10 protein-coding genes, 7 tRNA genes and 1 pseudogene are annotated in these 14,115 nt (G+C 42.7%); 10 read left to right on the plus strand and 8 right to left on the minus strand.

Going from position 1 to position 14,115, the window contains the following annotated elements:
* Window positions 1-136 precede the first annotated feature (136 nt).
* From crr to cysZ, 5 genes are all read right to left on the minus strand, one after another.
* On the minus strand, window positions 137-646 hold the full coding sequence (gene crr / locus WDV75_RS15025) for a PTS glucose transporter subunit IIA (protein ID WP_047767273.1): 510 nt from the start codon (window positions 644-646) through the stop codon (window positions 137-139).
* A 45-nt stretch (window positions 647-691) separates the two neighbouring features.
* On the minus strand, window positions 692-2,419 hold the full coding sequence (ptsI, locus tag WDV75_RS15030) for a phosphoenolpyruvate-protein phosphotransferase PtsI (RefSeq protein WP_273559509.1): 1,728 nt from the start codon (window positions 2,417-2,419) through the stop codon (window positions 692-694).
* A 124-nt stretch (window positions 2,420-2,543) separates the two neighbouring features.
* On the minus strand, window positions 2,544-2,801 hold the full coding sequence (gene ptsH, locus WDV75_RS15035; protein WP_099116595.1) for a phosphocarrier protein Hpr: 258 nt from the start codon (window positions 2,799-2,801) through the stop codon (window positions 2,544-2,546).
* A 442-nt stretch (window positions 2,802-3,243) separates the two neighbouring features.
* On the minus strand, window positions 3,244-4,197 hold the full coding sequence (gene cysK, locus WDV75_RS15040) for a cysteine synthase A (protein WP_273559510.1): 954 nt from the start codon (window positions 4,195-4,197) through the stop codon (window positions 3,244-3,246).
* A 533-nt stretch (window positions 4,198-4,730) separates the two neighbouring features.
* Window positions 4,731-5,507 carry a sulfate transporter CysZ gene (gene cysZ / locus WDV75_RS15045; RefSeq protein ID WP_273559512.1) on the minus strand — a complete coding sequence of 259 codons (777 nt, stop codon included), beginning with the start codon at window positions 5,505-5,507 and terminating at the stop codon, window positions 4,731-4,733.
* Window positions 5,508-5,727: 220 nt separating this feature from the next.
* On the opposite strand from cysZ, the gene zipA reads away from it, so the two are divergent.
* From zipA to WDV75_RS15070, 5 genes and pseudogenes are all read left to right on the plus strand, one after another.
* Window positions 5,728-6,663, plus strand: a complete 936-nt coding sequence (zipA, locus tag WDV75_RS15050) for a cell division protein ZipA (RefSeq protein WP_273559514.1) — start codon at window positions 5,728-5,730, stop codon at window positions 6,661-6,663.
* Between the two features lie 63 nt (window positions 6,664-6,726).
* On the plus strand, window positions 6,727-8,745 hold the full coding sequence (ligA, locus tag WDV75_RS15055) for an NAD-dependent DNA ligase LigA (RefSeq protein WP_273559516.1): 2,019 nt from the start codon (window positions 6,727-6,729) through the stop codon (window positions 8,743-8,745).
* A 170-nt stretch (window positions 8,746-8,915) separates the two neighbouring features.
* Window positions 8,916-10,112 carry a NupC/NupG family nucleoside CNT transporter gene (locus WDV75_RS15060; protein WP_273559518.1) on the plus strand — a complete coding sequence of 399 codons (1,197 nt, stop codon included), beginning with the start codon at window positions 8,916-8,918 and terminating at the stop codon, window positions 10,110-10,112.
* Between the two features lie 97 nt (window positions 10,113-10,209).
* Entirely contained in the window at window positions 10,210-10,425 is a 216-nt protein-coding gene (locus tag WDV75_RS15065; protein WP_189760475.1) for a DUF3820 family protein, read from the plus strand.
* Between the two features lie 155 nt (window positions 10,426-10,580).
* Window positions 10,581-11,335, plus strand: a pseudogene (locus WDV75_RS15070) (SDR family NAD(P)-dependent oxidoreductase).
* 127 nt (window positions 11,336-11,462) lie between these two features.
* On the opposite strand, the gene WDV75_RS15075 reads toward WDV75_RS15070, so the two are convergent.
* The 3 genes from WDV75_RS15075 to gltX all read right to left on the minus strand — a co-directional run bounded on the left by WDV75_RS15075 (window position 11,463) and on the right by gltX (window position 13,298).
* Window positions 11,463-11,538 (minus strand) — tRNA-Ala (locus WDV75_RS15075).
* 67 nt (window positions 11,539-11,605) lie between these two features.
* A tRNA-Ala gene (locus WDV75_RS15080) sits at window positions 11,606-11,681 on the minus strand.
* 201 nt (window positions 11,682-11,882) lie between these two features.
* Window positions 11,883-13,298, minus strand: coding sequence for a glutamate--tRNA ligase (gene gltX / locus WDV75_RS15085; RefSeq protein WP_273559520.1), 1,416 nt, complete (start codon window positions 13,296-13,298; stop codon window positions 11,883-11,885).
* Window positions 13,299-13,568: 270 nt separating this feature from the next.
* Between gltX and WDV75_RS15090 the strand changes: the two genes are divergently transcribed.
* The 5 genes from WDV75_RS15090 to WDV75_RS15110 all read left to right on the plus strand — a co-directional run bounded on the left by WDV75_RS15090 (window position 13,569) and on the right by WDV75_RS15110 (window position 14,103).
* Window positions 13,569-13,644: transfer RNA gene (locus WDV75_RS15090), tRNA-Val, on the plus strand.
* A 34-nt stretch (window positions 13,645-13,678) separates the two neighbouring features.
* Window positions 13,679-13,754 (plus strand) — tRNA-Val (locus WDV75_RS15095).
* A gap of 45 nt (window positions 13,755-13,799) precedes the next feature.
* Window positions 13,800-13,875, plus strand: a tRNA-Val gene (locus WDV75_RS15100).
* Window positions 13,876-13,921: 46 nt separating this feature from the next.
* Window positions 13,922-13,997, plus strand: a tRNA-Lys gene (locus WDV75_RS15105).
* 30 nt (window positions 13,998-14,027) lie between these two features.
* A tRNA-Lys gene (locus WDV75_RS15110) sits at window positions 14,028-14,103 on the plus strand.
* Window positions 14,104-14,115: the final 12 nt, after the last annotated feature.

Genomic DNA, 14,115 nt, shown 5'->3' on the forward strand with positions numbered 1-14,115 from the left:
CATAAAAAAATCGCCCTGTTTTATCGAGCATTCTACTAACTAGCCTGATAAAGCAGTGGCGATTCACCGGCAGGTCATCAATTAAAATGAATCGGTTAACAGAAAAAGAGGCAAATATCCCTCAATGATTTTTCTGTTATTTTTTGATTCTCATGATGACTGACTCACCTACGACTACGGAGCCATTGACTTTCGTTAACTCTTTAATTTCATCCATGTTAGAAATAACAACAGGAGTTAAGGTTGATTTAGCCCTTTCTTCCAGAAATGCCAGATCAAACTCTAAAACCAAATCACCTTTTTGTACCCGTTGACCTTCTTCGGCAATGCGTTTAAAACCTTCACCTTTCAGTTCAACGGTATCAATACCAAAATGGACGAATAGCTCAATGCCACTATCAGATTCGATAGAAAAAGCATGATTAGTTTCGAAGATCTTACCAATGGTGCCATCAACAGGAGCGACAATTTTATTGCCAGTTGGTTTAATCGCGATACCATCACCAACGATTTTTTCGGCAAACACAACATCTGGAACATCTTCGATGTTGACTATCTCACCTGACAATGGCGCGATAATTTCAATACTGCCACTATTTTTTTTATCGTCTGAAACCAGAGATTTCAATTTATCAAGCAGACCCATGAATCTTCTCCTAATTGTTTAATGGGACCGTATTCTGGCTAATTTTTAGCAGAGTGTTTTTTCTCTGGTAAAGGTGTCAACCAAATCCATCAATTCCTTTGCTGTTGGCTGAGTCAAAGCCTGCTCTGCCAGTGCTTTTGCATCATCATAATTAGTATTACGGATGATCTTTTTAATGCGTGGAATTGATATTGCACTCATGCTGAACTCATCCAATCCCATGCCCAAGAGCAACAGCGTGGCGCGCTCATCACCGGCAAGTTCTCCACACATGCCCGTCCATTTACCTTCTGCGTGTGAGGCATCAATAACCTGCTTGATTAAGCTCAACACTGCTGGTGACATTGGGTTGTAGAGATGAGAAATCAGCTCATTACCACGGTCTACCGCAAGAGTATACTGAGTTAGATCGTTTGTCCCAATACTAAAAAAGTCAACTTCTTTTGCAAGATGATGAGCAATGGTTGCAGCAGCAGGCGTTTCAACCATGATGCCAACTTCAATCGATTCATCAAATGCTTTGTTTTCATTGCGTAATTGCTCTTTGAGTAACGCAAGCTCAGTTTTCAATTCCCGTATTTCTTCAACAGAAATAATCATTGGGAACATAATGCGCAGTTTACCAAATGCAGAAGCTCTCAGGATAGCACGTAATTGAGAATGTAAGATCTCTTTACGGTCAAGGCAAATACGGATCGCACGCCAGCCAAGGAATGGGTTCTCTTCTTTTGGCAGATTCATGTAAGGTAAATCTTTATCGCCACCAATGTCCATTGTACGAATAATGAAGGCTTGATTACCAACTGCTTCTGCCACTGCTTTATAGGCCTCAAACTGTTCATCTTCGGTCGGCAGAGAATCACGATCCATAAACAGAAATTCAGTACGGTATAAACCAATACCTTCGGCACCATTGCGTTCAGCGCCAGCGATGTCACGTACCGTACCGATATTGGCGCAAACTTCAACTTGATGTCCATCCAACGTGATGGCCGGTAAGTCTTTCAGCTTCGCCAGTTCGGTTTTTTCTGTCAGATACTCACTTTTCGCGGTTTTTAGTTTCTCGATTTCGGTATCAGATGGGTTCACATAAATGTGATTATTGACGGCATCCAGAATCAGGTAATTACCATTTTGGATTTGCCTGGTCGCATTGGTTGTACCAACAATCGCTGGTAATTCCAGAGAGCGAGCCATAATGGACGTGTGAGAAGTTCGGCCACCAAGATCAGTGATGAAACCTAATACCTTGTCCAGATTGAGTTGTGCGGTTTCTGATGGCGTCAGGTCACTGGCAACCAGGATGACTTCTTCTTCAATGGAACCTAAGTCGATAATTGGCATATCCAGAATATTTTTCAGTAAGCGCTTACCAATATCACGCACATCGGCGGCTCGCTCTTTCAAATATTCATCATCCAGTTCTTCCAGCGCATTGGCCTGATCTTCAATAACGGAATGAACGGCTGCATCTGCTGTTAACAGGTTTTTTTTAATAAGTGTGATAATTTCCTGCTCTAGCTCTTCATCTTCCAGCAACATAATATGGCCTTCGAAGATTTCAGCTTTTTCTGCACCCAGATTTTTTTCGGCTGTTTCTCTAATGATCTCTAATTGTGCGGAAGATTTGTCACGGCCTTGCTTAAAGCGGGAAATTTCTTGTTCAACTTGTTCAGGAATAATTTTTTTATGATTGATAATGATGGGATCTTCTTTCAGTAATAACGCTTTACCGAAAGCAATTCCTGGTGATACTAAGATACCTGAAATCATATTATATGACCTTACTACGGGTGATTACCTTTCATTAAGATTTAGGGGGAACCCTAAATATCCCCAGATTTTATTGATCTGGGGATAAGCTGAATGAAATAGACTGGCTTGATTGAACGGACGATTATTCCAATTCACCCATTAATTTAACTAAATGTTCAACAGCCTGTTGTTCATCTTCGCCTTCAGCAGAAATCGTTACAACTGTACCTTGAGTCAATCCCAGCGTTTGTAATTTGAACAGGCTTTTTGCGCTGGCAGACTTGCCCCCAGAAATCAGAGTAATGTCAGAAGCAAAGCCTTTTGCTTCTTTAACAAATTGTGCCGCAGGGCGAGTGTGGAGGCCGTTTGGTGCAGTAATAGTAACTTCTTGCTGGAACATAATATTTCCTCAATAACTTAAATATGCGTTGATAAGCGAAGAGAATTCCATTGGTTATCGCTGAATCCCCTGCGGCTTATACAACCGTTAAAATGATAATGAAGTAAAGCGTACTCCCTTCACTTTTCAAGTTATTGTGTTGCTAATTTTAACTTGAAATTTAGTGGGATTATAATAATCATTATCAAATAATTAACATACTTGATGCACTCAATTGTTGATTTGGTGTTAATACACGTTATCTGAAGAAGGCTTTAGTTTGAATAACCTTATTTGCCGTCTGGTTGGCGATTAATTTCGTGCATCAAAATAATTACTGGTTAAATACTAAAGCTACTTGAATAAATCATCTAGGAAAGTTTTAAACTTTGATCTGATGCACAAAAAAGCACCCTGAAGGTGCTTTTTTGTCAATAGAGTGAAAAATTCTATCGAGTGATTTTTACTCACTGAGTAAGTCAGCAAACAGTGCTGTACTGAGATAACGTTCCGCCGACGAAGGCAAAATTACCACGATATTTTTATCCTGGTATGCTTCTTCTTGCGCTATTTTGATGGCCGCAGCAACAGCAGCACCGGAAGAAATTCCCGCAAGAATACCTTCTTTTTCAGTGACTTCACGTGCAATCTGCATCGCTTCTTCATTGCTGATTTTAAATACGCGGTCAACTAATGTTAAATCTAAGTTATCAGGAATGAAACCAGCGCCAATTCCCTGAATTTTATGTGGGCCTGGTTTAAGTTCTTCACCCGCCAATTTTTGGCTGATAACAGGTGAACTTTCTGGTTCTACCGCAACGATAGTGACTGGTTTGCCCCGCGTATTTTTTAAGTAACGGGCAACACCCGTAATTGTGCCGCCAGTTCCTACACCAGCAACAAAAACGTCTACATTACCGTCAGTATCTTCCCAAATTTCAGGGCCAGTGGTTTTTTCATGGATTTCAGGATTGGCGGGATTGCTGAATTGTTGCAGGAGTATATAACGGTCAGGATTACTGTCATGGATTTCGTTAGCTTTCTCAATCGCGCCTTTCATGCCTTTTGCACCTTCGGTCAGCACCAAATTTGCGCCAAGTGCTTTCAACAACTTACGTCGTTCAAGGCTCATTGTTTCAGGCATGGTCAATGTCAGCTTATAACCACGGGCAGCTGCAACATAGGCAAGTGCAATCCCTGTATTACCACTGGTTGGTTCGATAAGTTCTTTATCTTTGGTCAGAATGCCCCGTTTTTCGGCATCCCAGATCATATTGGCACCAATGCGGCATTTAACACTGAAGCTGGGGTTACGGGATTCTACTTTCGCCAGGATGCGACCATTCGCGAAATTTTTTAAACGTACTAGCGGAGTGTGACCAATAGTCAACGAATTATCTTCATAAATTTTGCTCATTGTTCGTTTGCCCCTAACATACCGTAAATACTGGTTAACCATACGCTAACATCATATTTATGGAAATAAGGTTTCAGTCTATTCTTATTATATAAAAGAATAATTGATGGACATTTTATATCAATCTAACTTTAAGATGTGTGTGATTTCTCCCCGAGAAGCAGGGAGAAATCAGGTTTCATGTCGTGTTGTAAATTGCAACTTGAAGTTTAATACATATAAATAACGTTTCAAAATGATAGGAGTATTCCTTACCGCGCGGAGCGCGGGGTAAGGAACGCCAACATCTGATACTCTCAGTATTATGAAAACCATTTATATACCAATCGTCTTTCAAGATGCGTCTTATATCTCCCCGCTATGCGGGGAGATATAAACAATTACATTGACTTGCAAGCTGCAACTTGAAATTCATTGGGTATATTCTTCTGAGTATTTAAGATGAGCATAAATTTTTAAACAAAGCCTCCTGACATGCTTGTCACCTGTCAGGAGGCGTGTAGTCGGCAAAAGGGAGTAAACAGAAGATCAAATTAATTTGATGATGTGCGATTCAGGGCATGTTGAGCACGGTAGCGATCAACCCACATCGCAGTTGCGCCACAAACCGCAACGGGCATGATAAACAGGTTCACAATCGGGATCATGGTCAGAATGCTGACTGCTGCACCGAATTGCAGGTTATCTATTTTATTTTGGCGTAATGTATTGCGCATAGTGGTAAAACTGACTTTATGGTTATCAAATGGAAAATCACAATATTGGATTGTCAGCATCCAGGCACTGAAAATAAACCAAAGGAAAGGAGCGACGGTTTGGCCTATTCCTGGAATGAAGTAAAGTAACAATAGGACAAGTGCACGCGGAATATAGTAAAGAATTTTCACTATTTCGCGTTTCAGAATACGGGGCGTATCTTTGAGTAAGTCAATAACCCCAGTATCGGGTGCCGGAATGCCTGTTAAGTCAGCCTCCAATTTTTCTGCCAGCAACCCATTGAATGGTGAAGCGATAAAATTAGCCAGTGTACTGAAAAAATAAGTAAAAACCAGTAAGATAGAGATAACCGCAAGTGGCCAAATTAAATAGCTTAACCATTGCATCCAGTCTGGTATTTTATCGAGAGCCCATTGTATCCAATCCCCTAATTTATGATATAGCCACCAAAATGAACCACCTAGCAATAAGATATTAGCCAATAAAGGTAATAGAACGAACCTCTTAATGCCAGGGCGGGTTATGAATTGCCAACCTTGGGCAATATAATGGAATCCATTCGCATGTTTTGGCAACCTTGTCGAATTCGTCATATTTTCTTATTCTCTCTTAGATGATTGAGACGGTATGATATAGGCAGGATTTTCTACTGACCAGTCGTTTTATGAGTAAAAAACATCCGAAAAAACAGAGGAAATCTCTCATTATGGTAAGAAAAGTATGTAGAGACTTGCACTTGTCCTATTTGACAAATACTCTTATCTAAAGAATATTCCGCCGTGATGGCAATTAATTTAAACAACAGAGATAGCAATGATGCAGGATTTGCGTCTGATATTAATCGTTGTTGGTGCGATAGCCATAATAGCTTTGCTATTACATGGGTTGTGGACCAGCCGTAAAGAGCGTTCATCACTCTTTCGTGATCGCCCAGTTAAACGTCATAAACAGGGGCGTCAGGAAGAGCCAGAAGATGATGATGGCGAAGAGCTGTTTGATAATACGCCAAAATCGAATGTTCAGGAGTCGACGCAACCGCAGGCTGAACATCGTGCAGGGCCGGTTATCGAACGTTATGCGCCTGAATCGTCAGCCATAGTGCCTGATGATGGTACAGATCCTTTACTTACAAGGCATCAATCCGATGCTTCTACAGTCAAGGTGAAAGGTGTCGATGATCAACAAGAAGAACCACAACTTGGCTTGTTTGATCCGATTGAATCCGCTGAATCAAAAGAAGCCAGAGTTGCAGAGTCAGACTTTGACATTGTGGACGGGCAATCAAAGACAGCGAAAAATGAAGCACAGTCTAAATCTGAACAGACTAAAAAAGAGACCGTGTTGGTGTTGCATGTTGCCGCTCATCATGGGCAAGAACTGAATGGTGAAGTGCTGTTCCAAAGCATTTTACAGGCAGGCTTCCGGTTTGGTGAGATGAATATTTTTCATCGCCATCTAAACCCATCGGGTAGCGGTGCTGTGTTGTTCAGTTTAGCTAACATGGTAAAACCGGGTTCGTTTGATCCAGACCAAATGGTCGATTTCACTACTCCTGGCGTTTCCATATTTATGCTTGTACCTTCATATGGTGATTCCAATCAGAACTTTAAACTGATGTTACAGGCGGCGCAGCGCATTGCTGCTGATGTGGGAGGCGTTGTTCTGGATGGTGAGCGCAAGTTGCTGACACCACAGATGATCGAACTCTATAAGGCGCGTATCCGTGATACGCTCAATGTCAGTGAATAACCCCTCTTTTTATTAGTATCAAGCCCCCGCTAGTCGGGGGTTTTTCATCTCTGGTGAGAAATCATGGAAAATATCATCCAAAAAATCAAAGAATTAAGAACAACATTACGTCATCACGAATATTTGTATCATGTTATGGATGCACCAGAGATCCCTGATGCAGAATATGATCGTTTGATGCGAGAATTAAAAGTGCTGGAAGAGCAGTATCCAGAACTGGTTACTGCGGATTCTCCTACCCAGCGTGTGGGTGCAGTGCCGTTAACAGTATTTGAGCAGATACGCCATGAGATCCCGATGTTGTCTTTGGATAACGTATTTGACGAAGAAAGCTATCTGGCGTTTGACAAACGCGTACGTGATCGTCTGAAAAACAGCCAGGATTTAGTGTTTTGTTGTGAATTAAAACTTGATGGTTTAGCGGTCAGTTTGCTGTATGAAAATGGGGAATTGGTACAGGCTGCGACGCGTGGCGATGGGACAACGGGGGAGAATATTACCGCCAACGTCCGTACCATTCGTGCTATTCCTTTGCGTTTGAAAGGGGACAATATTCCTGCCCGCGTCGAAATCCGTGGTGAAGTCTTTATGAAGCAAGCTGGGTTTGAAAAATTCAACGAAGAAGCGCGTCGCACAGGCAATAAAGTTTTCGCCAACCCCCGTAATGCGGCGGCTGGATCGTTGCGTCAGCTTGATCCACGTATTACTGCCAAACGTCCACTTACGTTTTATTGTTATGGGGTTGGTGTGCTGGAAGGCGGAGAGTTACCAGCGAGTCACTATGAACGTCTGATGCAATTCAAGCGCTGGGGGCTGCCTGTCAATGACAACGTGAAGTTATGCCAGGGTACTCAACGAGTGATGGATTTCTACCATGACATTGAGCAGAAGCGGCCGACACTGGGCTTTGATATTGATGGTATTGTCGTTAAGGTCGATTCCCTCGAATTACAAGAAAGGTTGGGTTTTGTTGCCCGAGCGCCACGTTGGGCGACGGCTTTCAAGTTTCCGGCCCAAGAGCAGATAACTATCATCCGTGATGTCGAGTTTCAGGTAGGGCGTACTGGCGCCATTACTCCGGTTGCTCGTTTGGAGCCGGTATTGGTGGCCGGTGTTACGGTGAGTAATGCCACGCTGCATAATGCAGATGAAATTGATCGTCTGGGATTGCGTATTGGTGATACGGTGATTATTCGTCGTGCCGGAGATGTTATCCCACAAGTCGTGAGCGTCGTTCATGAAAACAGGCCAGCAGATACTCAGGAAGTGATTTTTCCCATACATTGTCCGGTTTGTGGCTCAGATATAGAGCGTGTTGAAGGTGAGGCGGTTGCTCGTTGTACCGGAGGCTTGTTCTGTGGAGCGCAGCGTAAAGAGGCACTGAAACATTTTGTTTCCCGCCGTGCCATGGATGTTGATGGCATGGGTGAAAAAATTATTGAGCAGCTTGTAGATAAAGAGTATGTCAAAACGCCGGCAGATCTTTTCCGACTGACAGCCGGAAAATTAACAGGTCTTGAGCGAATGGGGCCTAAGTCTGCGCAAAATGTCATTAATGCCTTGGAGAAAGCGAAGAAAACCACTTTTGCACGCTTTATTTACTCTTTGGGTATTCGTGAAGTGGGTGAAGCGACTGCCGCCAATCTGGTTGCTCATTTTGGCACGTTAGAAAAATTACGTGCAGCGGACATTGAAGCCCTGATTGCGGTGCAGGATGTAGGAAGTGTTGTTGCCAGCCATGTTGTGAATTTCTTTAATGAGCCACACAATCAGGTGGTAATTGATGATCTAGTTAACAATATTGGTATCCATTGGCAATCGACTGAAAGCCTGAACCTTGATGAAATCGACAGTCCATTTGCTGGTAAGACAGTCGTATTGACGGGTTCATTGAGCCGTTTATCCCGAGACGAAGCTAAAGATAAGCTGACAGCCTTAGGCGCAAAAGTGACAGGAAGTGTATCTAAGAAAACAGATCTGGTTATTGCAGGTGAAGCTGCGGGTTCCAAGTTAGCTAAAGCCAATGAACTGGGAATTGCTGTGATTGATGAAGAGGAAATGCTCCGTTTATTGGGGGAATAATACGCATTCCACTTAGGGAGACGATTATTAAAATGTGATCGAGTTAGCTAAATAGAGATTTGTAGTCACTTGAATAGTAAATTAACGTGATAATCATCAAACTTTACTGTCATGTGTTACATAAAATACAGATCTAAATTTGCACAGAATCGTGTTTGGAGCTCTTCTTTATGACTACGTCTCATATTTTACATTTTTTACTCGCTTTGGTCGTCATTGGCGGCCTGGCGGTTTTGGCGAGTAATAACCGGAAGGAAATTAAGATTCGTTATATTATTCAGTTGCTTATAATCGAACTCTTTCTGGCATGGTTCTTCCTGAATTCTAACGTGGGTTTGGGGATAGTTAAAGGATTTGACGATTTATTTGTCCATCTATTATCTTACGCTGCAAAAGGTACCAGCTTTGTTTTCAGTGGCATGATAGAAGCGAACCTGGCCTTTTTCTTCCTGAATGTATTGTGTCCTATCATTTTTATTTCCGCCCTGATTGGTATTTTGCAACACATCAAAGTGCTACCCATTATCATTCGTGTGATTGGTACTGTGCTGTCTAAAATTAACGGTATGGGTAAACTGGAATCATTTAATGCGGTGAGTTCATTGATTTTGGGGCAATCAGAGAATTTTATTGCTTATAAAAATGTGCTGGGCAAGATGTCTGAACGCCGGATGTATACGATGGCGGCGACGGCAATGTCTACCGTATCTATGGCTATTGTCGGTGCTTACATGACGATGCTGGATGCAAAATATGTAGTCGCGGCACTGATACTGAATATGTTCAGCACTTTTATCATCTTATCTCTCATTAATCCTTATTCTGTTGAGAATGAAGAAGATATTCATATGAGCAACCTCCATGAGGGGCAAAGTTTCTTTGAAATGCTGGGCGATTATATTTTGGCGGGCTTCAAAGTTGCTTTGATTGTCACTGCGATGTTGATCGGTTTTATTGCCTTGATTGCAGGAGTTAACGCAATTTTCCATCTGGTCTTTGGTATTACTTTCCAGGAGTGTATGGGATATGTGTTTTATCCGTTTGCATGGATCATTGGTATTCCAAGTGATGAAGCGCTGAAAGTCGGCAGTATCATGGCAACCAAGTTGGTTTCCAACGAATTTGTGGCGATGCAGAGCTTGCAAGAGATATCTGCTCAACTAAGTGAACATTCGAAAGGGATCCTGTCCGTATTTTTGGTTTCTTTCGCTAACTTTGGCTCCATTGGGATTATTTCTGGTGCGGTTAAAGGGCTGGATGAACAACAGGGTAATGCTGTTGCGCGCTTTGGCTTGAAATTACTGTTTGGTTCAACGCTGGTGAGCTTCCTGTCCGCAGCAATTACCGGGCTGATTTTGAGCATCTAATCTGTTTCATTGGGTTTGACAGAAGACAATAGAAAGTGGCGTTCTGGAAGCAGGCGCCACTTTTTTATACTCATAGTGAGGTAATGAGGTTGATATGATGAACAAAGAAAACTTGTTGGAAATAGCGAATACAGCTATGCCATTTGGTAAATATAAAGGGCGAATGTTGATTGACTTGCCGGAAGAGTATTTACTTTGGTTTGCGCGCAAAGGGGAGTTCCCACAGGGAAAACTGGGCGAGTTGATGGAGATAACGCTTGCAATTAAAATTGAAGGATTGGACTCTCTGGTAAAACCGTTGAAAGGCTCCTGATGGATAAAACTTTTTTATTTATGATGATTAAATCAGTGACATAAATCGCTTAACCATTTCCCTGATAGCATTAATATCCTGCGTGATTAATTAAAATATTGGGTGGTTTCCAATCACATGCATCTATATGGAGAGCCACATCCATACGGAGGATTATGATGAACTATTTTGACGGGAAAATTGCGATTGTTACAGGTGCGACAACGGGCGTTGGCGAGGGCATTGCAGAAGAACTATTCCAGCGCGGAGCGACGGTAATTATTACTGGGCGTCAATATTCCCGTGCTAAACAGAAAGCAAAACAGCTTGATCCCACCGGGCAATATGTGATCCCAATGGAAACAGATATCAGGGATCATCTTTCAGTCAAGGCATTGATTGACAACACAGTAAAGCAATTTGGTGGATTGCATATGTTGGTCAATAATGCGGGTATTACTGGGCCGCATGGTATCACTATTTGTGATTATTCCATTGATGATTGGAATGATGTGATTAATACCGATCTCAGCGGAACATTTTTTGGCTTGAAATATGGTATTCCGGCTATCCTTCAAAGTGGAGGCGGAGCTATTGTTAACCTTTCTTCCTCTAATGGGATTGTAGGCATTCCTGGTATTGCACCTTATACAACGGCTAAACATGGTGTGCTTGGTTTAACGCGTTCGGCTGCCCTGGAGTTTGCAGATAAAGGTGTTCGCATCAATGCAGTTGGACCAGGTTATGTTGATACTCCGTATATGCAAACCCTGCCAACAGACATCAGAGAGTGGATGGCAAATAGTCACCCAATGAAACGCATGGCAACCAGAGAAGAAGTGGCAAAACGGTAGCATTTCTATTGTCTGACGAAAGCTCATTTACGACTGGCGCATTTTATGCGATTGATGGGGGCTATACGGCGCAATAGGGAATACAATAAGTGATGAAAGTTACGCCAAATTTTTAATAATTGACTTTATATCTTGATTGGATGGTTAATACGGATAGATAAGAAAAATCCCTGAAAACTTGCGTTTTCAGGGATTTCAGAATCTTGGTGGAGCTAAGCGGGATCGAACCGCTGACCTCTTGCATGCCATGCAAGCGCTCTCCCAGCTGAGCTATAGCCCCACGAATGTGGTTCGGACTTTGAATGCCAGATACTGTTTATCTCTGATGAGTAAATAAGATAAGTATTTGGTGGAGCTAAGCGGGATCGAACCGCTGACCTCTTGCATGCCATGCAAGCGCTCTCCCAGCTGAGCTATAGCCCCAAATCAAAATCCTGTAGAACGGGGCGAATCATATGAAAACCGGAGAATTCTGTCAATGAATTCATTAATATTCCCCGTGTAAACGCTGAAAAAGCCATCAATGACCCATTGGGAGGGCAAAAATAAAGGCACTGCAATAATTGAGTGCCTTTCATTTCATTATTCACGCCACATTATGACGTAACATCGATAAATGACGATTTATTGCGCTTCACGCTGAGCAATATAAGCCAGGGCTTTATCAATACGAGATAATGAACGAGCTTGGTTAATAGCATGGATCGTTACATCAACACTTGGAGACTGACCCGCACCTGTTACCGCAACACGCAGTGGCATACCTACCTTACCCATCCCAACTGCCAGTTCGTCAGCCGTTGCCTGAATGGCGTGATGGATATTTTCAGGTGTCCATTCAGTAATGGCTGCCAGTTTCGCACGGGCAACTTCTAATGGCTGGCGAGCAACAGGACGCAGATGTTTTTTCGCCGCATCTGCATCAAATTCGGCAAATTCTTCATAGAAATAACGGCAAGATTCAGCCATTTCTTTCAGCGTCTTGCAGCGTTCACCTAACAGTTTGATCAAATCAACCAGTTCAGGCCCCGTGCGAGTATCAAGACCTTGTTGTTCAATATGCCATGCTAAATGTACAGCAACTTTTTCCGCTGGCAGGGTATTAATATAATGATGGTTCAGCCATTGCAGTTTTTCTGTATTGAATGCACTGGCAGATTTGCTGATGGCATCGAGACTAAACAGCTTAGTCATTTCTTCAACGCTGAAAATCTCCTGATCGCCATGTGACCAACCCAGACGAACCAGATAGTTCAACAGTGCTTCTGGCAGATAACCATCATCACGGTATTGCATTACGCTGACTGCCCCGTGGCGCTTGGACAGTTTTTTACCATCGTCGCCGAGGATCATCGAAACATGGGCATATTCTGGGACAGGTGCACCAAGCGCTTTCAGGATATTGATCTGACGTGGGGTATTGTTGATATGGTCTTCACCACGAATAACATGGGTGATTTCCATATCCCAATCATCAATGACCACACAGAAGTTATAAGTTGGTGAACCGTCGGTACGGCGGATGATCAAATCGTCCAGCTCCTGGTTACTGAATTCAATCGGGCCACGGATACTGTCGTTAAAAATGACAGAACCTTCTTGTGGGTTGCGGAAACGCACAACATGTGGCTCATCATGACTATGCTGGCACTCGCTATCACGGCATTTCCCGTCATAACGTGGTTTTTCACCATTAGCCATCTGAGTTTCACGCAATTGTTCCAAACGCTCTTTAGAGCAATAGCAGCGGTAAGCCGTACCTTGCTCTAACATTTCATCAATAACCTGGTTGTAACGGTCGAAACGTTTGGTCTGATAATAAGGACCTTCATCCCAATTCAGATTTAACCAGTTCATCCCGTCCATAATTGCATCGATGGCATCTTGGGTAGAACGTTCCAGATCAGTATCTTCGATGCGAAGAACGAATTCACCTTGATTGTGGCGACTGTATAACCAGGAATAAAGAGCAGTACGCGCACCACCAACATGCAGATAGCCAGTAGGACTTGGTGCAAAACGGGTTTTAATTTTACTCATCAGGAATTGCCTTAATTACGTTTCTCTTTATTAGAGAGCGTGTTGGATGATTGAAGTAACAACAGTGGGAGTTATTTTATCACTGCACTTCAATTCCTCAATGGCGTTAACGGCAGGTTATTAAGAAAAGCTAAAATAACGTATCTAAATGATACCATATCGTGATTATAATTGTTTCATTCTGTTTAATTTTACGACGAACGATTGTTTTAGTGATAAAAAGCGTTGACTCACTTCGAACTATCCCTATAATGCGACTCCATCACGACGGGGCGATTAGCTCAGTTGGTAGAGCATCTCCCTTACAAGGAGGGGGTCATCAGTTCGAATCTGGTATCGCCCACCATATTTCTCGTAGTGATAAAAATGATTTTATGATTGGGCGATTAGCTCAGTTGGTAGAGCATCTCCCTTACAAGGAGGGGGTCATCAGTTCGAATCTGGTATCGCCCACCAATCATGAATCAGTGGTATTGATGTCGGTAATAGTCATCGTGAAGTGGGCGATTAGCTCAGTTGGTAGAGCATCTCCCTTACAAGGAGGGGGTCATCAGTTCGAATCTGGTATCGCCCACCACTTCATCGGGTTGTTTCGTCTCCAGTATCACATTGATATTTAGAATGGGTCGTTAGCTCAGTCGGTAGAGCAGTTGACTTTTAATCAATTGGTCGCAGGTTCGAATCCTGCACGACCCACCATTTAAATATCAAAATCAAAATTATCTAATTGGGTCGTTAGCTCAGTCGGTAGAGCAGTTGACTTTTAATCAATTGGTCGGGAGTTCGAGCCTCCCACGACCCACCAATTAAATCAATA

The organism is Xenorhabdus griffiniae (assembly GCF_037265215.1).
Classification (GTDB): domain Bacteria; phylum Pseudomonadota; class Gammaproteobacteria; order Enterobacterales; family Enterobacteriaceae; genus Xenorhabdus; species Xenorhabdus griffiniae.